The sequence below is a fragment of the Citrobacter sp. MNAZ 1397 genome, assembly GCF_023613995.1.
Lineage (GTDB): Bacteria > Pseudomonadota > Gammaproteobacteria > Enterobacterales > Enterobacteriaceae > Phytobacter > Phytobacter ursingii.
In genome coordinates, this window is record NZ_JAKIVH010000001.1 from 805,090 (window position 1) to 825,418 (window position 20,329).

At 52.0% G+C, this 20,329-nt stretch carries 21 protein-coding genes; 8 read left to right on the plus strand and 13 right to left on the minus strand.

The genetic code is table 11. From position 1 onward, the window contains the following. Nucleotides 1-223: 223 nt before the first annotated feature. The 3 genes from mdoG to L2097_RS03645 all read left to right on the plus strand — a co-directional run bounded on the left by mdoG (nt 224) and on the right by L2097_RS03645 (nt 4,596). Nucleotides 224-1,777 carry a glucans biosynthesis protein MdoG gene (mdoG, locus tag L2097_RS03635; protein WP_250352146.1) on the plus strand — a complete coding sequence of 518 codons (1,554 nt, stop codon included), beginning with the start codon at nt 224-226 and terminating at the stop codon, nt 1,775-1,777. Continuing rightward, complete coding sequence (gene mdoH, locus L2097_RS03640; RefSeq protein ID WP_250352147.1) at nt 1,770-4,298, plus strand: glucans biosynthesis glucosyltransferase MdoH; 2,529 nt, start codon at nt 1,770-1,772, stop codon at nt 4,296-4,298. Before mdoG ends, mdoH begins: the two co-directional genes overlap by 8 nt. 70 nt (nt 4,299-4,368) lie before the next feature. Next, nucleotides 4,369-4,596: a YceK/YidQ family lipoprotein gene (locus L2097_RS03645; protein ID WP_047369825.1), complete on the plus strand. Its 228-nt coding sequence runs from the start codon at nt 4,369-4,371 to the stop codon at nt 4,594-4,596. Here the strand turns inward: L2097_RS03645 and L2097_RS03650 are convergent, their stop codons facing one another. The 3 genes from L2097_RS03650 to L2097_RS03660 all read right to left on the minus strand — a co-directional run bounded on the left by L2097_RS03650 (nt 4,597) and on the right by L2097_RS03660 (nt 7,369). Continuing rightward, the gene (locus tag L2097_RS03650) at nt 4,597-4,971 is read right to left on the minus strand and encodes a MysB family protein (RefSeq protein WP_047369826.1); all 375 of its coding nucleotides are present in this window, start codon (nt 4,969-4,971) and stop codon (nt 4,597-4,599) included. A gap of 94 nt (nt 4,972-5,065) precedes the next feature. Then, complete coding sequence (gene mdtG, locus L2097_RS03655) at nt 5,066-6,298, minus strand: multidrug efflux MFS transporter MdtG (RefSeq protein ID WP_085006716.1); 1,233 nt, start codon at nt 6,296-6,298, stop codon at nt 5,066-5,068. Nucleotides 6,299-6,448: 150 nt separating this feature from the next. Beyond that, nucleotides 6,449-7,369, minus strand: coding sequence for a Kdo(2)-lipid IV(A) acyltransferase (locus tag L2097_RS03660; RefSeq protein ID WP_047369828.1), 921 nt, complete (start codon nt 7,367-7,369; stop codon nt 6,449-6,451). A 218-nt stretch (nt 7,370-7,587) separates the two neighbouring features. Between L2097_RS03660 and trhO the strand changes: the two genes are divergently transcribed. Further along, a complete protein-coding gene (gene trhO, locus L2097_RS03665; protein ID WP_250352148.1) occupies nt 7,588-8,637 on the plus strand; it encodes an oxygen-dependent tRNA uridine(34) hydroxylase TrhO in 1,050 nt (349 codons plus the stop codon). Between the two features lie 90 nt (nt 8,638-8,727). Here trhO and L2097_RS03670 read toward each other — a convergent pair whose 3' ends face one another. The 10 genes from L2097_RS03670 to mdtH form a co-directional block, all read right to left on the minus strand. Further along, nucleotides 8,728-9,303: a YceI family protein gene (locus L2097_RS03670; protein ID WP_047369830.1), complete on the minus strand. Its 576-nt coding sequence runs from the start codon at nt 9,301-9,303 to the stop codon at nt 8,728-8,730. 1 nt (nt 9,304) lies between these two features. Then, nucleotides 9,305-9,871 (minus strand): cytochrome b, encoded by a 567-nt coding sequence (locus tag L2097_RS03675; protein ID WP_047369831.1) that lies wholly within the window; start codon nt 9,869-9,871, stop codon nt 9,305-9,307. Between the two features lie 267 nt (nt 9,872-10,138). Then, complete coding sequence (locus tag L2097_RS03680; RefSeq protein ID WP_250352149.1) at nt 10,139-10,255, minus strand: YceO family protein; 117 nt, start codon at nt 10,253-10,255, stop codon at nt 10,139-10,141. A 60-nt stretch (nt 10,256-10,315) separates the two neighbouring features. Beyond that, nucleotides 10,316-11,434, minus strand: coding sequence for an N-methyl-L-tryptophan oxidase (solA, locus tag L2097_RS03685; RefSeq protein WP_250352150.1), 1,119 nt, complete (start codon nt 11,432-11,434; stop codon nt 10,316-10,318). 116 nt (nt 11,435-11,550) lie between these two features. Then, nucleotides 11,551-11,805: a biofilm formation regulator BssS gene (gene bssS / locus L2097_RS03690; protein WP_041851759.1), complete on the minus strand. Its 255-nt coding sequence runs from the start codon at nt 11,803-11,805 to the stop codon at nt 11,551-11,553. 269 nt (nt 11,806-12,074) lie between these two features. Further along, a complete protein-coding gene (dinI, locus tag L2097_RS03695) occupies nt 12,075-12,320 on the minus strand; it encodes a DNA damage-inducible protein I (RefSeq protein ID WP_047369833.1) in 246 nt (81 codons plus the stop codon). Nucleotides 12,321-12,395: 75 nt separating this feature from the next. After that, nucleotides 12,396-13,442, minus strand: a complete 1,047-nt coding sequence (pyrC, locus tag L2097_RS03700; protein WP_250352151.1) for a dihydroorotase — start codon at nt 13,440-13,442, stop codon at nt 12,396-12,398. A 235-nt stretch (nt 13,443-13,677) separates the two neighbouring features. After that, a complete protein-coding gene (locus tag L2097_RS03705; protein WP_047369835.1) occupies nt 13,678-14,238 on the minus strand; it encodes a lipoprotein in 561 nt (186 codons plus the stop codon). Between the two features lie 115 nt (nt 14,239-14,353). Further along, nucleotides 14,354-15,001, minus strand: a complete 648-nt coding sequence (grxB, locus tag L2097_RS03710) for a glutaredoxin 2 (RefSeq protein ID WP_085006719.1) — start codon at nt 14,999-15,001, stop codon at nt 14,354-14,356. Between the two features lie 64 nt (nt 15,002-15,065). Further along, complete coding sequence (gene mdtH / locus L2097_RS03715; RefSeq protein ID WP_250352152.1) at nt 15,066-16,274, minus strand: multidrug efflux MFS transporter MdtH; 1,209 nt, start codon at nt 16,272-16,274, stop codon at nt 15,066-15,068. Nucleotides 16,275-16,506: 232 nt separating this feature from the next. On the opposite strand from mdtH, the gene rimJ reads away from it, so the two are divergent. From rimJ to murJ, 4 genes are all read left to right on the plus strand, one after another. Beyond that, on the plus strand, nt 16,507-17,091 hold the full coding sequence (gene rimJ / locus L2097_RS03720; protein WP_041851753.1) for a ribosomal protein S5-alanine N-acetyltransferase: 585 nt from the start codon (nt 16,507-16,509) through the stop codon (nt 17,089-17,091). A gap of 9 nt (nt 17,092-17,100) precedes the next feature. Further along, nucleotides 17,101-17,754, plus strand: a complete 654-nt coding sequence (locus tag L2097_RS03725) for a YceH family protein (protein ID WP_250352153.1) — start codon at nt 17,101-17,103, stop codon at nt 17,752-17,754. Between the two features lie 2 nt (nt 17,755-17,756). Continuing rightward, on the plus strand, nt 17,757-18,680 hold the full coding sequence (locus L2097_RS03730) for a Gfo/Idh/MocA family protein (RefSeq protein ID WP_142518084.1): 924 nt from the start codon (nt 17,757-17,759) through the stop codon (nt 18,678-18,680). A 106-nt stretch (nt 18,681-18,786) separates the two neighbouring features. Further along, nucleotides 18,787-20,322 carry a murein biosynthesis integral membrane protein MurJ gene (murJ, locus tag L2097_RS03735; protein ID WP_250352154.1) on the plus strand — a complete coding sequence of 512 codons (1,536 nt, stop codon included), beginning with the start codon at nt 18,787-18,789 and terminating at the stop codon, nt 20,320-20,322. Nucleotides 20,323-20,329: the final 7 nt, after the last annotated feature.

Sequence of the window (20,329 nt, forward strand, 5' to 3'; positions counted from 1 at the left end):
ATCCATAAGACAAATAATGATTACATTCCTAATCAACCCTACACTATGACCGATAGACTGTCTCCAGGATAAGTACGCAAAACGATAAAGGGTTAGTTTCATTTGCTTATTCACTGAGCCGGTGTGCTGAACAAAGCGGGGATTCAGTTGTCGGAATGCCAATGTTTCCATTAAAATGGATCGGATCGATTTAAGCACACAAAGGGGGAAGTGCTTAGTTATTATGAAACCTAAATTACGAATGATGAAAATGCGTTGGTTGGGTGCTGCGGTACTGTTGTCATTTTATACGTCATCAGGCTGGGCTTTTTCCATTGACGATGTCGCAAAACAGGCACAATCCTTAGCAGGCAAAGGTTACGAAGCGCCAAAAAGCAATCTGCCGTCCGTATTCCGCGAGATGAAATATGCGGATTATCAGCAGATTCAATTCAACCATGATAAGGCCTACTGGAGCGCCATTAATACCCCATTTAAGCTTGAATTCTATCACCAGGGCATGTACTTCGACACGCCGGTTGCTATCAATGAAGTCACTGCTACCGCTGTTCGCAAAATTAAATACAGCCCGGATTATTTTAACTTTGGTAACGTGCAGCACGATAAAGACACGGTCAAAGATCTCGGATTCGCCGGTTTCAAAGTCCTCTACCCCATTAATAATAAAGATAAAAACGATGAAATCGTCAGTATGCTGGGTGCCAGCTACTTCCGTGTGATTGGCGCAGGCCAGGTGTATGGCCTTTCTGCCCGTGGTCTGGCGATCGACACGGCTTTGCCGTCAGGGGAGGAGTTCCCTCGTTTTAAAGAGTTCTGGATCGAACGTCCAAAACCGACTGACAAACGTCTGACCATTTTCGCACTGCTGGATTCTCCACGCGCCACCGGCGCCTATCGCTTTGTCATTATTCCAGGGCGCGATACTGTCGTTGACGTGCAGTCTAAGGTCTATTTGCGTGACAAAGTGGGCAAACTGGGTGTGGCGCCGCTGACCAGTATGTTCCTGTTCGGACCATCACAGCCGTCACCGGCAATCAACTACCGCCCTGAACTGCATGACTCCAACGGGTTGTCGATGCTCGCCGGCAATGGCGAGTGGATTTGGCGCCCGCTGAACAACCCGAAACACCTGGCAGTAAGCAGTTACGCTATGGAAAACCCGCAGGGCTTTGGCCTGCTGCAACGGGGTCGTCAGTTCTCGCGTTTTGAAGATATCGACGACCGTTATGACCTGCGTCCAAGCGCCTGGATCACCCCGAAAGGCGACTGGGGCAAAGGGAAGGTTGAGCTGGTGGAAATTCCGACCAACGACGAAACCAACGATAATATCGTCACTTACTGGACGCCGGATCAACTGCCGGAGCCGGGTAAGGAGATGAATTTCAAATACACCATCACCTTTAGTCGCGATGAAGACAAGCTGCATGCCCCGGATAACGCATGGGTGATGCAGACTCGTCGCTCTACCGGCGATGTCAAACAGTCCAACCTAATTCGTCAGCCGGATGGTACGCAGGCCTTTGTCGTGGACTTCACCGGTCAGGATATGAAGCAACTGCCGAAAGACACCCCCGTCACCGCGCAGGCCAGTATCGGTGATAATGGTGAAATCGTTGAAAATACCGTTCGTTATAATCCTGTCACGCAAGGCTGGCGTTTAATGCTGCGTGTGAAGGTCAAAGATCCGAAGAAAACCACCGATATGCGTGCCGCACTGGTCAATGGCGACAAGACCCTGAGTGAAACCTGGAGCTATCAGTTACCTTCCAATGAATAAGACAACTGAGTATATCGACGCGCTGCCGCTTCCGGATGCGGAAAAGGCAGCGCTGCCGACAGAGAGTATTCGTGCTGTGCATGAAGCCCTGGACGATGAGCGTCACAGCTGGACCCGTGACGATGATTCGCCGCTGGGTTCAGTAAAAGCGCGTCTTGAGCACAGTTGGCCTGACTCCCTTGCGAAAGGTCAACTCGTTAAAGATGATGAAGGGCGCACGCAACTGGAGGCAATGCCGAAAGCGAAGCGTTCTTCGATGTTCCCTGATCCCTGGAGAACGAACCCGATTGGGCGTTTCTGGGACAGGCTTCGTGGTCGCGATGTTCAGCCGCGCTATATGTCGCGGTTGACCAAAGAAGAGCAGGCCAGCGAGCAAAAATGGCGTACGGTGGGTTCTATTCGCCGTTACATCCTGCTGCTGCTGACCCTGTCGCAAACCGTCGTTGCTACCTGGTACATGAAAACCATCCTGCCTTACCAGGGCTGGGCGCTGATTAACCCGTCGGACATGGTGGGCCAGAATCTGTGGGTTTCCTTTATGCAGCTACTGCCGTATGTGCTGCAGACCGGTATCCTCATTCTGTTTGCCGTACTGTTCTGTTGGGTGTCGGCCGGTTTCTGGACCGCACTGATGGGCTTCTTACAGTTGCTGATAGGGCGGGATAAATACAGTATCTCCGCTTCCACAGTCGGTGATGAGGCGCTCAATCCTGCGCACCGCACTGCGCTGATCATGCCTATCTGCAATGAAGACGTTGATCGTGTTTTTGCGGGCCTGCGTGCGACCTGGGAGTCGGTAAAAGCGACCGGTAACAGTGAACACTTTGACGTTTACGTACTCAGTGATAGTTACAACCCGGATATCTGCGTTGCTGAGCAGAAAGCCTGGATGGAACTTATCGCCGAGGTGCAAGGTGAAGGGCAAATTTTCTACCGCCGCCGTCGCCGTCGCGTGAAACGTAAAAGCGGTAACATTGATGATTTCTGCCGTCGCTGGGGCAGCCAGTACAGCTACATGGTAGTGCTGGACGCCGACTCCGTGATGACCGGTGATTGTCTGACCGGGCTGGTGCGTCTGATGGAAGCGAACCCGAATGCCGGTATCATTCAGTCGTCGCCAAAAGCTTCCGGCATGGATACGTTGTACGCCCGCTGCCAGCAATTTGCTACGCGCGTGTATGGTCCGCTGTTCACCGCAGGCCTGCACTTCTGGCAGTTAGGGGAATCACACTACTGGGGTCACAACGCGATCATCCGCGTGAAGCCGTTTATTGAGCACTGCGCGCTGGCACCGTTGCCGGGTGAAGGCTCGTTTGCTGGTTCGATTCTTTCTCATGACTTCGTTGAAGCCGCGCTGATGCGTCGTGCGGGCTGGGGCGTCTGGATTGCTTATGACCTGCCAGGCTCATATGAGGAACTGCCGCCGAACTTGCTGGATGAGCTCAAACGCGACCGTCGCTGGTGTCACGGTAACCTGATGAACTTCCGTCTGTTCCTCGTGAAGGGGATGCATCCGGTGCACCGTGCGGTGTTCCTGACAGGGGTGATGTCCTACCTCTCTGCGCCGTTGTGGTTTATGTTCCTGGCCTTGTCGACTGCGCTGCAGGTGGTGCATGCATTAACAGAGCCGCAATACTTCCTGCAACCGCGTCAGCTCTTCCCGGTATGGCCGCAGTGGCGCCCGGAACTGGCTATCGCGCTCTTTGCCTCAACGATGGTTCTGCTGTTTTTACCGAAACTGCTGAGTATCATTCTGATCTGGTGCAAAGGGCCGAAAGAGTACGGTGGTTTTGTACGGGTGACACTCTCCCTGCTGCTGGAAGTGCTGTTCTCCGTTCTGCTGGCGCCGGTGCGTATGCTGTTCCACACGGTATTCGTGGTCAGCGCATTCCTCGGCTGGGAAGTGGTCTGGAACTCACCGCAGCGTGACGATGACTCGACCCCGTGGGGCGAGGCGTTCATGCGTCATGGTTCTCAGTTGTTGCTGGGGCTGGTGTGGGCAGTGGGTATGGCATGGCTGGATCTGCGCTTCCTGTTCTGGCTGGCGCCGATCGTCTTCTCGCTGATCCTGTCTCCGTTCGTGTCGGTCATTTCCAGTCGTTCAACGACGGGCCTGCGTACCAAGCGCTGGAAGCTGTTCCTGATTCCGGAAGAGTACTCTCCGCCGCAGGTGCTGGTGGATACTGATAAGTATCTGGAGCTGAACCGCGGGCGTTCACTGGAAGATGGCTTTATGCATGCCGTGTTCAACCCGTCGTTTAACGCGCTGGCAACGGCAATGGCAACCGCGCGTCATCGTAGCGGGCATATTCTGGAGATCGCCCGTGAGCGTCACGTTGAGCAGGCGCTGAACGAGACCCCGGATAAGCTTACCCGTGACCGACGTCTGGTGCTGCTGAGTGATCCTGTCACCATGGCGCGCTTGCACTACCGTGTATGGGCATCGCCAGAGAGGTATCTCTCGTGGGTAACCTTTTATCAGGATGTGAAACTCAACCCGCTTGCTCTGAAGGCAAAGTAAGCTGAGATGAGAAAATACCGGCCTCAGGGCCGGTATTTTTTTACGTAAATAATGATATGTGAGGTAATGGGTGAGAATTCTTATCGTGGCACTTATGACATGCCTGCTGAGCGGATGTGGCAGCATCATCAGCCGGACGATCCCTGGCCAGGGGCATGGCAATCAATACTACTCTGGCGTCAAATGGGATGTCCGCGACTCCGCATGGCGCTACGTTACCGTACTCGACCTGCCATTCTCGCTGGTGTTCGATACGCTCTTACTGCCCATTGATGCTCACCATGGTCCGTATGAATAACTAACGCTCGTCCCACTCATCCGCAGCGGCCTGACCTTCTTCCGTATCAAGTGGAGGTTCAAGCTGGAATTCCCCTTCATCCCACTCGTGTAGCGTGTTTTCTTCCAGCCACTCCTGACGCAGCTCTATCTCATCAAAATCGCCGTCAAAAACACTCTGTGCGGCTTCGCCCGATAACATCGGTAGACACTCGCCTTCCTCTTCGTCTGTTGCGAAGAATTCAGCCTGCCACATAATGTCTCCGTCCTGGAGCACGTATTTCTGGACGTTGAATTGCTGCACACTGGCATCTTCTTCCTCCACGCCTGGATTATTGGCCAGGAACTCTTCGCGAGCAGCATCAATTGCTTCTTCGAGCGTAGCGTACATAGTCATAAATTTCTCCCTGTGGTTTGACGAGGTATTCAGGGAAAGAATAGTTGAATATGAGGTTTTGCAAGTGCCCGAACAAAAAAATCAGTCATCGGTGTTAATCATCGATGACGTGGTCAGCGACTCTGCGGCGCGCGGGACGTTGTAAACTGACCCAGGAGTAAAAAGCGTTAAACAGGACGATGCCCGCCGTAACGCAGAATACGGCGCGAAAACTGTAGTTTGCCGAGACCGCTGCGCCGAGCAGTGGGCCGGTCACATTACCGATATCGCGGAATGACTGGTTGTAGCTGAATACACGGCCTGCAATTTGTTGGGTCGTGTTATAGACCAGCAGTGTTTGCACTGCGGGGAGCAGGGCGCCATCGGCGGCACCCAGGAGAAAACGCAGTAACCCAAGCTGCCACGGCGTTTGTACAAAGGCCATAGGCACCAGCAGTAAGACGGAAATCAGTAGCGCGGCGATTAAAATCTTTTCCGGGCCGATACGATCGCCCAGCCGGCCAAGGCGCGGTGCGCTCATCAGCGCCGCCATACCGGGAACCGAAGCAATCATACCGCTAATAAATGCAATATTACCGACGTTACCTGCCAGTTCACGGACATAGAGCGTCAGGATAGGGGCGATAGATCCCGTTGCGACCTGAATGATCATCGTCGTGACAAACAAACTCAGCACGAGGCGCGGACTTTTCAGCGAAGCGAAAACTTCTCTTGCATGAAGCATCTCTTTTTTCGCCACCGGGGTGAAATTTTCCCGGATGCAAAAAAGCGTTAACAAAAAGCAGATAAACAGAACCGAGGCGGTGATAAAAAAGACCATCCGTAGCCCGTACATATCGGCCAGCAGCCCCCCTGCCAGTGGGCCAAGCAATGCTCCTGCTACGCCGCCCGTAGATAATGTTCCCATCGCCCATCCGCTGCGGTTTCGTGGCATCTGTGTTGCGATCAGCGCGTTGGCATTCGGGATAAAGCCGCCGAGCAAGCCGAGCAGGGCGCGCAATACAAGAAACTGCCAGATAGTTTGCGCAAGCCCCATCAGGGCCATGACAATCGCCATTCCCAGCGCAGAACGCAGGAGCATTATTTTACGCCCTTTGCGGTCAGCGAGGCCACCCCAGAAGGGGGAGGCGATTGCGGAAAAAAGAAAAGTAATACTAAAAACCAGACCGGACCACATGTTAAGCGCGCTATGCCCGGTAACGCCGAGTAGCTCCACATAGAGAGGCAAAAAAGGCATGACCAGACTAAATGCCGCGCCAGTTAAAAAACAGCCTACCCAGGCCACGGTCAAATTACGTTTCCAGTTTATGGGAGCAGGAGATGACATTACCTTCCACGTTACGCGTGTCACACGCGAAAAATTAGCAATCAAAAATAATAAGCCTGCTAATTATGCGCCCGGGTGATAAAAGCTGCAATGGAAAGCATGTGAAGAAATACAACAAGCGCAGCCCGGCGGACCAGGCTACGCAGGAGGTTAATAGCGAGAAGGGACACCTTCCGGGCGGGTTTTGAAGCGACGATGCAGCCACATATATTGCTCCGGGGCCATCAGAATGCAGCGCTCAACAACTTTATTCATCCAGGCTGCGGTCTCTTCTGCACTCTCCAGCGGTGGCGTGGTTTCACCTTCCAGCATGATCAGTTCATACCCTTTACCGTCTGGTTTACGACGCGGTACAAAAGGTACCAGGCAAGATTTAGACATTTTCGCCAGCATCCATGTGCCGGTAGTGGTAGCGGTCTGCTCTACCGCAAAGAACGGTACAAAGACGCTGGAGCGTGGGCCGTAGTCGTGGTCCGGCGCGTACCATACGACATCGCCGCTTTTCAGTGCGCGCACCATCCCTTTCAGATCTTTACGATCTATCATCGTCTTGTTTGAACGTAACCGTCCCCACGTTTGTAGCCAGTCCAGCAGGGGATTGTCATTGGGCCGATACACTCCAATGCCAGGAATATGCATACCGAAGACGCGTGCCCCCAACTCAAGCGTTAAGAAGTGCACGCCGATAAGCAAAATCCCCTTGCCTTCGGCGAAGTGTTTTTGCGTGTTGTCCATCCCGATGACATCCACCCAGCGATTGATTCGTCTGTCTGGCCAGAACCACGCAATCCCGGTCTCCATTACTCCCATTCCGACAGACTCAAAGTTCTTTTTGACCATTTCCTGACGCTCTTGCTCCGGCATCTGCGGGAAGCAAAGCTCAAGGTTGCGATGTGCGATACGCACGCGGCGCTTCATCAGGCGCATTGCCAGCCTTCCTGTACCGCAACCCAGGCGATAAATGGCCGGATAAGGCAGTTGTACCACCAGCCACAACAACCCAATACCGCACCAGGTTAGCCAGTAGCGCGGATGTAGCAGTGACGGGGAAAATTTAGGTAAATGCGTCATATCGTTCCTTTACTCAGCAAAAATCTCCTGCATTGTCGCATTTTTATCGAATCAACCAAAATCACTACCAGTTAAATGCGTAATTGCCAGGCTATTGTTATTGAAAGATGATTTTAATGAGGGAAATGTAGCGCAAATTGTGTGGATGTAAATTGCTACTAATTGCTTTATGATGCCGCCCGATTTTATTGATTACCGCATTGCAGGATACGTACACCATGCCAGTGTTACACAACCGCATCTCGAATGACGAACTGAAAGCGCGCATGCTTGCAGAAACCGAGCCGCGCAAGACCGTCTCATTCTATAAATATTTCTCCATCGTTAACCCGCAGGTCACGCGCGACATACTCTATACCGCCTTAACAAAGCTGAATGTGTTCGGTCGCGTATATTTAGCTCATGAAGGGATCAACGCGCAAATCAGCGTGCCGGAAAGCCAGTTTGAAGCATTGAAAGCCTATCTCTACAGCTTCGATCCTGCCCTGAATGGCCTGCGTATGAACATTGCGATTGACGATGATGGCAAATCATTCTGGGTTCTGCGCATGAAAGTGCGCGATCGCATCGTCGCGGACGGGATTGAGGATGCCTCGTTTAATGCCAGCGATGTCGGCGAATACCTGAAAGCCGCCGAAGTGAACGCGATGCTCGATGACCCGGATGCGATTTTTATCGACATGCGCAACCACTATGAATACGAAGTGGGCCATTTTGATGGCGCGCTGGAAATTCCTGCCGACACCTTCCGCGAACAACTGCCAAAAGCGGTTGAAATGATGCAGGAACATAAAGACAAAAAGATAGTCATGTACTGCACCGGCGGGATCCGTTGTGAAAAAGCCAGCGCCTGGATGAAACATAACGGCTTTAACAAAGTCTGGCACATCGAAGGCGGGATCATTGAATATGCCCGTCGCGCGCGTGAACAAGGGTTACCGGTGCGTTTTATCGGTAAGAACTTTGTTTTTGATGAACGTATGGGAGAGCGTATCTCTGATGACGTGATTGCCCATTGCCATCAGTGCGGTGTGCCATGCGACAGCCATACTAACTGTGTGAACGATGGTTGCCATTTGCTGTTCATTCAATGCCCGTCATGCGCCGAAAAATTCAAAGGGTGCTGTAGCGAAGCCTGTCTGGAAGAGAGCCAGTTACCGGAAGAGGAACAGCGTAAGCGGCGAGCCGGAAGGGAAAATGGCAACAAGATTTTCAACAAATCGCGTGGCCGACTGAATACAAAACTCGGTATCCCGGACCCTGAGTAAATGCTTTCGCCAGCGTGGGCCCTGTGCTCACAGGCTACGAGCCAGGGCGGATCATCGTCTATGATCCGCCTCTGATACTTCTGCGGGTGGTTACTTCTGCTGTACGCCTTCCACTGAGATTATCAATTCGACCTCCTGCGAAGCAGGGCCAAGGTCGGTCGTGATATTAAAGTCTTTAAGTTTAATTTTCCCTTCCGCTTCAAAACCAGCGCGTTTGCCACCCCAGGGATCATCACCCTGACCAATCAGTTTGGCTTCCAGTTTCACCGGTTTGGTCACGCCGTTTAAGGTCAAATTGCCGGTGATATCCAGCTCATCACCGTCTTTTTTTACTTCAGTCGAGGTGAAGGTTGCCTGCGGATGTTTCGTCACATTGAGAAATTCACCACTGCGAAGATGTTTGTCGCGTTCCGCATGGTTGGTATCGACACTGTTGGTATTGATGGTGACATTGACTTTATCAGAGGCAGGATTGGCCTCATCAAAGGTAAAAGAGCCGTCAAAGTCTTTAAATGTGCCGTACAACCAGCTGTAACCGAGGTGCTGGATGCGGAAATTGATGAAGGCGTGTTGACCTTCTTTGTCGATTTTGTATTCCGCTGCCATCGCGGAACCCGCAGAGAACAGTAACGAAGCGAGAGTAAAACCCAGCAGGCTTTTCTTCATATCATACTCCAGAGTCAGATGACGATTTACCCAGCATGCGCTTTAGGGTGTCGTCTTTATCAATGAAATGGTGTTTAAAGGCGGCAAGGCCGTGCAAGACCGAAAGGATGACGACCGTCCATGCCAGCCACAGGTGAATATCTCCGGCGAGGTCTGCCTGCGAGCCTGCATCGGCAATCGTGGCAGGCACATCAAACAGGCCGAAAACGCTGATCGGCTTCCCGTCAGCGGTGGAGATGAGGTAGCCACTGAACAGAATGGCGAACAGCAGCAAATAAAGCGCGACATGTGCAACCACCGCGCTAATACGCGTCAATCGAGAGTAGCTTGCGAGTGGCGCGGGAGGAGGAGAGAGGCGCCGCCAGATAAGGCGGATTACCAGTACCAGCATCAGGACAATGCCAATACTTTTATGCAGTTCGGGCGCCTGATGGTACCAGCCATCGTAATAGCTGAGCGTGACCATCCACAAACCCAGCGCAAACATGCCATAGACGGCAATTGCGACCAGCCAGTGCAGGACAACAGAAATTGCGCCATAGCGAAATGGAGAATTACGAAGTTGCATAATGTTAACCGCAAGAGTGTAAAAGTTAATTTAAAATGGCGTCAGAAAAATAATATTGCAACTTAAAAATAACAATTAATAAATCTGATTTTTTAATATCATAAAATTTGAATAAATTATCATGGATATGTTCAGTTGATTCGAGCGTGAGGAGGTGATTGATGCTTATAAGGCCTGAATAGAAGGGGTTGAGTAGGGTTTTTTATTTCAAAAAATCTGTCGATATTTTGGTTTTTTTAAATTAATGTCAGTAAGCGTCAATATTTGTTATTCAGCCCAGACAATATAAATAAGATCCACAAGGGCAATGATTGACCATAAAATGATATATACCATTAAATGCTCGCGGACATTATTAACCAGATAAAGGAATAAGCGGCGCATAATCTCTCCTGATAATCGGCCAAAAGAAAAGGCGGCCCATAAAGGGGCCGCACAAAGAAATTATCCTGCAAAGCGTGCTAAAGAGAAGGGGGTCAAATCAAACTTACTGCTTTCACCCTGGGCGAAGAGGGCCGCAATTTCCCCCAGTACCGGCGCAAATTTGAAGCCATGCCCGCTTAAGCCTGTGACCAGCAAAACATCGGAAGAGCCGGGTAGGGTGTCGATAATAAAGTCTTCATCAGGAGAATTGTCATAAGTACAAGAGGCGCCGTACAGACACCCGCCGATACCCGGCAAGAACTGGCGCAGGAAGCTAAAGCATTCAGAGCCATCAGAAGCCACCGCGCCAAACGATACGCGTTCGCTGGCCTCGTTGATGAGTTGTCCGCCGTTATGCTTGCCGATTTTTAACGCGTCGTCCTCAGCGGGGAAACCATAGTATTGAGAGCCATCCGCCATTTCACCGGTAAAGGCCGGGAAGCGATTTTTGGTACTGTAACGACCATCGGCCTGGAACCAGGCAAAGACTTTTCGTACTGGCTGCACAGGTAAGTCCGGAACCAGTCGCGAAACCCATGTACCGCTACTCACCAGGACCTTTTTCGCGCTGAATGTGCCCTCTGACGTATCAATACTCACGCCATCATCGGCAGTATGCAGGGCTGTCACCGGGCAGTTAAACAACTGTGCGCATCCGGCTTCTTGCGCCAGGCGAATCCAGGTTTTAATTGCCAGTTCGCTGCGCAGTACGCCGGAGTCTGCTTCGAACAAGCCGATGTAGTCATCGGGGACGACGATTTCCGGCCAGCGTGCCATCAGAGATGGCGCATCAAGTTTTTCTACAGCCAGATTCCAGCGCAGCGCGCTTTGCGCGACATTGACCAGAAAAGAGGAGTGCGCAGGGCCAAGATTGAGGACGCCGGTGCGCTCAAATACGGCTTCGCCGCTTTCAGCAACCAACTGATCCCACAGTTCCTGAGCGCGCAGTACCAGCGGAACGTATTTTTCACCCTCCCCGTAAGCATGGCGGATTAAACGGGTATCGCCATGATGGCTTCCTTCCTTATGTGGCGGCAGGTGCGCATCGGTCATCAGTACGTTGAGACCGGCACGGGACGCATAATAGCCCGCCGCTGCACCGACAGAACCGCTGCCAATGATGATCAAATCGTATTTCATGTTGTTCTCCATCAAGTGCGTAGTCAGGAGAGTAAATAACCGGGAGGCGTTATACAAGACGGGAAATAATTAAGGCACCCCATGGGTGCCTGTTGAGTGATTATTGAGCATTATCGCTAATGCCTACGATACTCATTTTCCTGGTACTCGCCTGATTCTATTTTGGCGATACCCGCTTCTAAAATCGAAATAAACTGGCGGGCAACTTCGGTCGTTAACCACAACGTCTGGCCTACTTCTGTATCCTGTGAAGCGGCTCTGTTTGGGGTCTGGTAATGTAAGCGCAACATCAGTGCATCGTAACTGTCCACTGTGCTGATATCCCATCCAACCAGAGGATGGGTCTGGATGACTTCATTATTCTTTTCCATCATAACCCCCTTATGGCGTGTTAACTGACAACGACTTTCGAGGTTCAATGCGTGTTTTGTGAAGCCTTTTCAGTATACCAATATTTAACCTTGCTGATCGAATAAATAACACTCTGCAACATAATTTTATTGCAGCTGGATTTTTTTGAACAAGAAAGCGCTAACTTACGCGTTATTTTTAAGTGAGTTAGGAGAGAAGTAGGATTTTTACTTAAAAAAACAAAAAAGCCGGGGCGACCCGGCAAAACATGCACAATACAGCTTATTTTTTAATCCCGGATAAACCAGTCGTCTGCGCTTTCCCAGGTTTCTTGCAAAATTTCACTGATGCGCTCTTTATCTTCTTTTGCTCCGCCCATTACGGACAAGTTATTTGCTGTCGCATAACGGACCGTAATTTTATTTTCGCTATCAGGGTAATAATTATTCAGTCGGCGGGATAACTCGCTCGCCAGCGCATCGATAGCGCCAGGCGGGAGTGGTGTAGTTTTGGCAATAGTGACTTCAATGCGCATGGCAACCCCCTGTGTTATATACTGTGTATTTATACAGTTACCTTGCAGGGTTTACAACAGGGGGCGTGAAAAAAATCAGCATTTCACTGTCCAGCGCACGGTCTCACCGGCAAGGAACGGGATGATCGCATCTTCCGGCAAGTCAATACTGTCGATAACCGTGGAATCTTCACGCACCAGCTCAATAAAAGACTCATTCACCGGGAGGCCATAAAAACGCGGGCCATTGAGTGAGCAGAAACCTTCAAAGTGCTGCAGCGCATTCATCTCCTCAAACACAGTGGCATAACTTGCCAGCGCGGTCGGCGCGTTGAAGCAGCCTGCACAGCCACAACTGGCCTCTTTACGATGGCGGGCGTGCGGCGCGGAGTCCGTACCGAGAAAGGCGCGAGTAAAGCCGCTGGCAACCAGTTCACGCAGTGCCTGTTGATGCACATTACGTTTCAGGATGGGCAGACAGTAGAGATGGGGGCGCACGCCGCCAACCAGCATATGGTTGCGGTTGAACATCAGATGCTGCGGTGTGATGGTGGCGGCCAGCAGTTCATTGCCGTCACGCACATAATCTGCCGCATCTTTCGTCGTGATATGTTCAAAAACCACTTTCAATCCCGGCAGACGCTGGCGAAGCGGCTCCATCACCGTCTCTATAAAACGGGCCTCGCGATCGAAGATATCGATCTCCGCATGGGTCACTTCACCGTGTACCAACAGTGGCATCCCCAATTTTTCCATACGCTCAAGCACCGGCATGATGGCATCAATACTGGTCACCCCATGGCTGGAGTTGGTGGTGGCATTTGCAGGATAGAGCTTGGCGGCAGTAAAGACGTTCTCGCGAAAACCGCGTTCCACTTCGTCAGGATTGAGCGAGTCGGTCAGATAGCAGGTCATTAGCGGAGTAAAGTCATGCCCGGCAGGTACGGCATCAAGAATGCGCTGGCGATAAGCAATAGCCGCATCGACGCTGGTCACCGGCGGGGCAAGGTTGGGCATGACGATTGCGCGAGCATAGATTTCGCTGGTCCAGGGCACGACGGTTTTTAACATTTCGCCGTCACGTAAATGAACGTGCCAGTCATCAGGGCGGCGGATTTTTAAAACCTGGGATTGTGCTGTCATGAGAGTGCTCCGGCTGGGTGAGAATCAGTCAATATGGCTGGTTTTTTGCCGGGCACTAAGAATAAGCGTATACCCGTCATACTTCAAGCTGCATATGCATTGGCTTCACGGGCATCCCGGTCACTCACTTGCGTAAGTTTCCGGGAATTCACGGCTTCGCTGTCTTTCAGCAATGCGGCTATTTTAGGTATAAAACAGCTCCGTTTGCCGCTTTTCCGTAAAAAACCTTACGCGCTTAATCGGTGAGGGGGATGATAATTTCTCCGGGTTTCACTTCGATACCTTTGGCATATTTTTTCGCCAGCGCTTCGCCTTTGCTGCTATCTTCACGCAGAATATAAGCAGGATGCTGATTAAAGTAGGTTTGCAGGGACTGGTTCAAATAGGGCATCAACGTTTGCAGAATGGACTGCATTTTCTGCGGCGCGACGGTCGCGTCGACTACCTCCATTTCCTGGAGATAGATTGCCCCTTTTTCTTTATCAAAGACCGGCAATGCCTTCATCTTGAGCTTCATGGTGGCTTTCTGGCTACCGAAAAGGGAGTTCATATCCAGACTGGCATCGCCGGAAAGCGTAATCTTATTCGGTTCCTCGCGTCCAATCTGGCTGGCCAGATTGCTAAGGACAATATGTGCATCCGCCACGCCAGGCAGGCCGATATCTTTGGCGAAATTGTTGCGTTTTTGCAGTGACTGGTTAATTTCCTGCTCGCTGATGCTGTACTGTGTTAGCTGGTTACAACCCACCAAAACGCCGCTTAAAATGAGCGCCGCGGCGAAGATAATCTTTTTCATTGTGTTCCTCAACAGAGTGCCTGTGTATTCATCCTTGTCTGCAGCATCAGCCCAGGGCACAGGATAAGCCAGCAGAAAAAGCTGAAAGCGGAAGCGTACGCTTCCGCCTGGGGCATTATATCGCCATTGATGAGAGCACGTTAATTTGCGTCTGTTTCGCCATATTATCGCGGTAGTCGGCCACGCGAGTCGGCCAGTTAATCCCGGCCACAATAGTCAGATTCCGCAACAAGGGGAACAGGTGAATATCATCATCCGACAGCTCGCCATTAACTGCATTTGGCTGAACGATAAGCTTATCCAGTGCGCGTAAATCATCGCTGATGTTCTTGATAAGGCCGGATGAATGGGACATATGCTCAGCAAAGTCGCCGATGGCCGCCTCTTTTTTGGCGACAAAGTACGCTCTCGCTTCAGGCGTCGCGAATTCATCAAAGGCGCTTTTAGCAAAGCGCGGGATGAGCAGGCGATTAACGTAGCTATTCACTTTTCTGAGCCAGGCGTCGAGAGCCGGATTCTGCTTCCCGGTCAGCAGTGGCTTACCGCCGAGCTTGTCGACGTAATGCACAATATCCATGCTTTCTGGCAGATAACGGCTGTCATCTTTTTGCAGTATCGGCGCCATTTTTTTGCCGATCATACGGGTTGGCGTTGCCTCGTCATCATTGAGCAACACATTGAGTTCGACGGGGATATTTTTGAGACCGAAAATCATGCGGGCCTTAACGCAGAACGGGCAGTGATCATAAATGTAGAGTTTCACGATTCTCCTCCATACTGATTGTCCATCACAAAAAAGTATGGAGGAGATTAAAAGGAGTGGCAAATTACGCGCCGGGCTCGAGCAGGCGGGAAGGGGTCCGTTTTTGAGCAAATTGCCACAGTAAGGCGAAAAAGGTGATAAGACCAATCAGCGCCAGCATCATCCACGGCAACGCCGGTTGACTCAGTGCTTTACCCACGTCAAACAACCAGCCACCGCCGGCGTAACCCAGCGCGCCGCCAAAGGCCAGACCCAGACGGCTGAACCCCATATAGCTACCGCGTGCACGGGAATCAGCCAGTGCCGCACTTAACGTTTCACGTGCCGGCTCAGCAATAATGGATCCGATATAAAAGGTGCAAATCAGCGTAAACAGCTGCTGCAGGCTGGTAACAAGGCCTATTGGCAACAGGCTGAATGACATAAACAGTAGCCCGGCCATTAGCCGATGTTCCAGGCGAAACCGCTTTTCGCTCCAGCGGGCGATAGGGTATAGCAGCGTCAGCGACAGGCTGGCCTCGATGGCATACATCCATTTGACTGCTGCTGGCGAACCGGCAATATCATTCACCATGATAGGCAGCATCAGCATCACCTGTACCGCCAGCATGTAATACCCGGTGAGCGTCAGCACATAGGTGACAAAACGTTTGTCACGCAATACGCGGCTGAGTCCTTCGCGTACCGGCGTTCTTACCGTCGATAATTTCCACGCGGGCAGTAGCCAGGCATTAAAGCCTGCGCAAAGGACAAATACAGCGGCGCCGACGGCACAGACCAGACGAAAATCGTATTGCAGCAACCAACTGCCAATCAGTGCGCCGATTACCGCCCCCGCGCTGTCCTGCATCATCAGGATAGAGAAAAAGCGGCCACGCTGGGATGGGTGAATCAGCTTGACCACCAGCGCAGTGCGCGGCGGGTCAAAGAGCGTACCGCCTAGTCCGGATAATATGCAAGAGCACCACAGCAGCCAGGGATCGTGAGCGATGCCCATGGTGGCAAAACCCGCTGCACGCATGAGCATGCCGGTAACGATCAGCGGTTTGGCACCAAAACGGTCTGCGATAGCGCCGCCGAAAACGCCCAGTCCTTGCTGCACGAATTGCCGTAACCCAAGGGCAATACCGACGATTAAGGCAGCCCAACCGAGTTGATCAACAAAACGTATAGAAATAAGCGGGAAAACGACGAAAAAACCCAGCACCACCAACATATTATCGACGAGCAGGAAATATTTACCCAGGCTCCTTGCCTGCGATACGCGTGACATTCCCCCTCCCGGGAAATAAAAGAAAGTACTTTCATATTCTGCCGGGTCGCCTGATGTTTTCCCATCATCGGGGCGACAATATTTTTTTATCAAAAGCGGGCTTTAATTCAGAGTTCTCATCGAAAAAACGTATGGATGACGAAAATGCAGGTTGTTGTTTTCACAGAGTGGCCGAGCAAATGTATAGTAAAGGGAAGGGGTTGAGAGTAGTAACCGGAAGGAGAAGGAATGAATGTTTGGCTATCGCAGTAATGTGCCGAAAGTACGCCTGGTCACTGACAGGCTGGTGGTTCGCTTAGTCCATGAGCGGGACGCCTGGCGCCTTGCGGACTATTACGCCGAGAACCGTCAATTTTTAAAGCCCTGGGAACCGGTTCGTGATGAGAGCCATTGCTATCCGTCCGGTTGGCAGGCACGCCTGGGCATGATTAACGAATTCCATAAACAAGGAACCGCATTTTATTTCGCGTTACTCGATCCAGAAGAAAAAGAAATCATCGGTGTGGCGAATTTCTCCAATGTGGTACGCGGTTCGTTCCATGCCTGCTATCTGGGATATTCCATCGGGCAAAAATGGCAGGGGCAGGGGTTAATGTTCGAAGCGCTGACGGCAGCCATTCGCTATATGCAACGAACGCAACATTTGCACCGTATTATGGCGAATTATATGCCGCACAATAAACGCAGCGGCGATTTACTGGCGCGTCTTGGTTTTGAAAAAGAGGGCTACGCAAAAGCGTATCTGCTGATTGACGGACAGTGGCGCGACCATGTGTTGACGGCATTGACCACCAAAGACTGGACCCCAGGTCGTTAAGGAGAAAACATGAAGTATCAGCTCAGTGCCACGGAAGCGCGCGTCATCGGATGCCTGCTGGAAAAACAGGTCACTACGCCAGAACAATATCCACTGTCAGTCAATGCCGTGGTGACCGCATGTAACCAAAAAACCAACCGTGAACCGGTAATGAACCTCAGCGAGCATGAGGTGCAGGACGTGCTGGATATGCTGGTGAAGCGTCACTATTTGCGTACCGTCAGCGGTTTCGGTAACCGTGTCACTAAATATGAGCAGCGTTTCTGCAACTCCGAATTTGGTGACCTGAAACTCACCTCAGCGGAAGTGGCCATCATTACCACGCTGTTACTGCGTGGCGCGCAGACGCCAGGCGAACTGCGTGGACGCGCGGCGCGGATGCATGAATTTAACGATATGGGTGAAGTGGAAAGCGCGCTGGAGAATCTGGCTCAGCGCGAAGATGGTCCGTACGTTGTGCGCCTGGCCAGAGAGCCAGGCAAACGGGAAAGCCGTTACATGCATCTGTTTAGCGGTGATGTGGAGACGCTGATTAACGTTGTGGAGGCGGTAAGCCCGCTTGATACCAATAACGATCTGGCTTCACGTGTCGAAGCGCTGGAAAACGATGTTGCCGAGCTGAAACAGCGTCTGGCTTCATTACTCGAACATCTGGGAGATTAATCGTGGCGGCATTACGTATTGGGGTGGTGGGATTGGGCGGCATCGCGCAAAAAGCCTGGTTACCGGTACTCGGGGCGGCGACCGATTGGACGCTGGCGGCCGCATGGTCGCCGACGCGGGAAAAAGCGCAGCGCGTGTGCGACACCTGGCGTATCCCTTATGCCGGGTCGTTAGCCGATCTCGCTGCGCAGTGCGACGCAGTCTTTGTCCATACCTCTACTGTCTCGCATTATGCAGTGGTGAGTGAACTGCTTAATGCCGGTGTCCATGTTTGCGTCGACAAACCCCTGGCAGAAAATCTGGCAGATGCGGAAAAGCTTATTGAACTGGCGGCGCGCAAAAAGTTGACGCTGATGGTGGGGTTTAACCGCCGTTTCGCGCCGCTGTACCGTCAGTTAAAACGTCATTTGCCGCAGGCTGCATCGCTGCGTATGGATAAACACCGCAGCAACAGCGTTGGCCCACACGATCTGCGTTTCACCTTACTGGATGATTATCTGCATGTTGTGGATACGGCACTCTGGTTAGCAGGAGGCAGCGCGTCGCTTGCCAGCGGCACATTGCTGACCAATGACGAGGGTGAAATGATTTATGCCGAGCACCACTTTGCGCAGGGCGCATTGAACATCACCACCAGTATGCATCGCCGTGCCGGTAGTCAACGTGAGTGGGTGCAGGCCGTAACGGATGGTGGACTTTATGACGTTACCGATATGCGTGAATGGCGCGAAGAACAGGGGCAGGGGATAGTGACGCCGGCAATCCCCGGCTGGCAGAGTACTCTGGAGCAGCGAGGCTTCGCCGGATGCGCGCGTCATTTTATTGAATGTGTGCAAAATCAGACGGTTCCGGAAACAGCCGGAGAACAGGCCATCATGGCCCAGCGCATCGTTGAAAAACTCTGGCGTGAGGCGATGAGCGAATAACCCTCTGTAACATATGGCGGTAGAAATTCGCGTTATTCCAGGTAGACTAAGCGCTTCGCGATACCAACGCCTGCTTTGTGCAGGCGTTGTGTTTATGGAATCCTAAATGAACTTATTAAAATCGCTGGCGGCCGTCAGCTCAATGACCATGTTTTCTCGCGTGCTGGGTTTCGCACGTGATGCCATTGTGGCGAGGGTATTTGGTGCGGGGATGGCGACCGATGCCTTCTTTGTGGCATTTAAACTGCCGAATCTCTTACGACGTATTTTTGCCGAAGGGGCATTCTCTCAGGCTTTTGTGCCCATTCTGGCAGAATATAAAAGTAAACAGGGCGAAGAGGCGACGCGGGTTTTTGTTGCCTATGTCTCGGGGCTGTTAACACTGGTGCTGGCTGTTGTCACCATTGCCGGGATGCTGGCGGCGCCCTGGGTGATTCTGGTTACGGCGCCGGGGTTTGCCGATACCGCCGATAAATTTGCCTTAACCTCTCAGCTTTTGCAGATAACGTTTCCCTATATTTTGCTGATTTCACTGGCGTCACTCGCCGGGGCGATTTTGAATACCTGGAACCGTTTCTCGGTCCCGGCATTCGCGCCCACATTGCTTAATATCAGCATGATTGGTTTTGCGCTGTTTGGCGTGCCATATTTCCATCCGCCTGTACTTGCGCTGGCATGGGCGGTAACGGTGGGCGGTATCCTGCAGTTGGTTTATCAACTGCCGCATCTGAAAAAAATTGGCATGCTGGTGCTGCCGCGTATTAGTTTCCGCGATGCGGGCGCGATGCGCGTGATGAAACAGATGGGGCCGGCGATCCTCGGCGTATCGGTCAGTCAGATCTCCCTGATTATCAATACCATTTTTGCCTCTTTCCTGGTCTCAGGTTCGGTCTCCTGGATGTATTACGCAGACCGCCTGATGGAGTTTCCATCCGGGGTGCTTGGCGTGGCGCTGGGGACGATTCTGCTGCCGTCGCTCTCGCGAAGTTTTGCCAGCGGTAATCATGATGAGTATTGCCGCCTGATGGATTGGGGACTGCGGTTGTGCTTTTTGCTGGCGCTTCCCAGCGCGGTGGCGTTAGGCATTCTCGCAAAACCGCTGACGGTTTCGCTTTTTCAGTATGGTAAATTCACCCCGTTTGATGCCCAGATGACGCAGCGCGCGCTCATCGCCTATTCGGTTGGTCTGATGGGCCTCATTGTGGTGAAAGTGCTGGCGCCCGGATTCTATTCACGACAGAACATCAAAACGCCGGTAAAGATTGCTATCGTCACGCTGGTGATGACGCAGTTAATGAACCTGGCGTTTATCGGCCCGCTAAAACATGCCGGTCTGTCACTCTCGATTGGTCTGGCGGCGTGCCTGAACGCCGGTCTGCTCTACTGGCAGCTGCGTAAGCAGAATATCTTTACCCCACAGGCCGGTTGGGGACGTTTTCTTACACGTCTGATTATTGCGGTGCTTGTGATGGCCGCGGCACTGTTTGGCATGCTGTATGTGATGCCAGACTGGGCGCAAGGCAATATGGCACATCGACTGATTCGGCTGATGGTCGTGGTGGTGGTAGGGGTTGTGGCTTACTTTGCCACGCTGGCGCTGCTGGGGTTCAGAGTGAAAGACTTCGCCCGTCGGATAGCGTAAACGCGAA

Excerpts from the sequence above, each read along its gene's own strand:
- L2097_RS03670 (WP_047369830.1), bottom strand. The coding sequence starts at position 9,303 with ATGAAGAAAAGCCTGCTGGGTTTTACTCTCGCTTCGTTACTGTTCTCT.
- dinI (WP_047369833.1), bottom strand. The coding sequence starts at position 12,320 with ATGCGCATTGAAGTCACTATTGCCAAAACTACACCACTCCCGCCTGGC.
- mdtH (WP_250352152.1), bottom strand. The coding sequence starts at position 16,274 with ATGTCACGCGTATCGCAGGCAAGGAGCCTGGGTAAATATTTCCTGCTC.
- L2097_RS03675 (WP_047369831.1), bottom strand. The coding sequence starts at position 9,871 with ATGCAACTTCGTAATTCTCCATTTCGCTATGGCGCAATTTCTGTTGTC.
- L2097_RS03680 (WP_250352149.1), bottom strand. The coding sequence starts at position 10,255 with ATGCGCCGCTTATTCCTTTATCTGGTTAATAATGTCCGCGAGCATTTA.
- mdtG (WP_085006716.1), bottom strand. The coding sequence starts at position 6,298 with ATGTCATCTCCTGCTCCCATAAACTGGAAACGTAATTTGACCGTGGCC.
- bssS (WP_041851759.1), bottom strand. The coding sequence starts at position 11,805 with ATGGAAAAGAATAATGAAGTCATCCAGACCCATCCTCTGGTTGGATGG.
- L2097_RS03725 (WP_250352153.1), top strand. The coding sequence starts at position 17,101 with ATGAAGTATCAGCTCAGTGCCACGGAAGCGCGCGTCATCGGATGCCTG.
- mdoG (WP_250352146.1), top strand. The coding sequence starts at position 224 with ATGAAACCTAAATTACGAATGATGAAAATGCGTTGGTTGGGTGCTGCG.
- solA (WP_250352150.1), bottom strand. The coding sequence starts at position 11,434 with ATGAAATACGATTTGATCATCATTGGCAGCGGTTCTGTCGGTGCAGCG.
- rimJ (WP_041851753.1), top strand. The coding sequence starts at position 16,507 with ATGTTTGGCTATCGCAGTAATGTGCCGAAAGTACGCCTGGTCACTGAC.
- murJ (WP_250352154.1), top strand. The coding sequence starts at position 18,787 with ATGAACTTATTAAAATCGCTGGCGGCCGTCAGCTCAATGACCATGTTT.
- L2097_RS03705 (WP_047369835.1), bottom strand. The coding sequence starts at position 14,238 with ATGAAAAAGATTATCTTCGCCGCGGCGCTCATTTTAAGCGGCGTTTTG.
- L2097_RS03650 (WP_047369826.1), bottom strand. The coding sequence starts at position 4,971 with ATGACTATGTACGCTACGCTCGAAGAAGCAATTGATGCTGCTCGCGAA.
- trhO (WP_250352148.1), top strand. The coding sequence starts at position 7,588 with ATGCCAGTGTTACACAACCGCATCTCGAATGACGAACTGAAAGCGCGC.
- pyrC (WP_250352151.1), bottom strand. The coding sequence starts at position 13,442 with ATGACAGCACAATCCCAGGTTTTAAAAATCCGCCGCCCTGATGACTGG.
- L2097_RS03660 (WP_047369828.1), bottom strand. The coding sequence starts at position 7,369 with ATGACGCATTTACCTAAATTTTCCCCGTCACTGCTACATCCGCGCTAC.
- mdoH (WP_250352147.1), top strand. The coding sequence starts at position 1,770 with ATGAATAAGACAACTGAGTATATCGACGCGCTGCCGCTTCCGGATGCG.